Source organism: Streptomyces sp. SID11385, from assembly GCF_010548245.1.
In the GTDB taxonomy this organism is placed as follows: Bacteria; Actinomycetota; Actinomycetes; order Streptomycetales; family Streptomycetaceae; genus Streptomyces.
The window spans coordinates 1-582 of sequence record NZ_JAAGLR010000611.1 but is presented as its reverse complement, the minus strand read 5'-3'; the positions used below and the strand labels follow the sequence as shown (position 1 = coordinate 582).

Annotated in this window: 1 protein-coding gene; it reads left to right on the top strand. The window is 77.8% G+C overall.

Going from position 1 to position 582, the window contains the following annotated elements; all coding sequences use genetic code 11:
- The coding region (locus G3I42_RS18615; RefSeq protein ID WP_239096542.1) for a PfkB family carbohydrate kinase at window positions 1-582 on the top strand (582 nt) is incomplete at both ends.

Genomic DNA, 582 nt, shown 5'->3' with positions numbered 1-582 from the left:
TGAGCCGCCGTCTCGTCCTGCTCGGCAACGTCATCGCCGACCTCGTCCTCGACGTGCCAGCCCTGCCCGAGCGCGGCGGCGACGTCGTCGCGACCGGCGGCGGCCTCACCGCGGGCGGCGGCTTCAACACACTCGTCGCCGCCCGCCGCCTCGGCACCACCGCCCTCTACGCGGGCCCGCACGGCACCGGCCCGTACGGCGACCTCGTCCGCGCCGCGCTCGACCGCGAGGACGTCACGACCGTCCTGCCCGCGCGCCCCGGCACGGACACCGGCTTCACCGTCGCGCTCGTGGAGCCCGGCGAGCGCAGCTTCGTGACCCGCTTCGGCGTCGAGGACCTGCTCGACGCCGGGGACACCGCGCGGATCGCCGCCGCCCTGCGCCCCGACGACCTCGTGATCCTCTCCGGCTACGCGCTCGCGCTGCCCACGGCGGGGCCGCTCCTCGCCGCACTCGCCGCCGGGCTCCCCGCCGGGACGCTCCTCGCCCTCGACCCGGGGCCGCTCGTCGACACGATCCCGGACGCCGTCCTCGCGCCGGTCCTCGCCCGGACGGACTGGCTGAGCTGCAACGCCCGCGAGG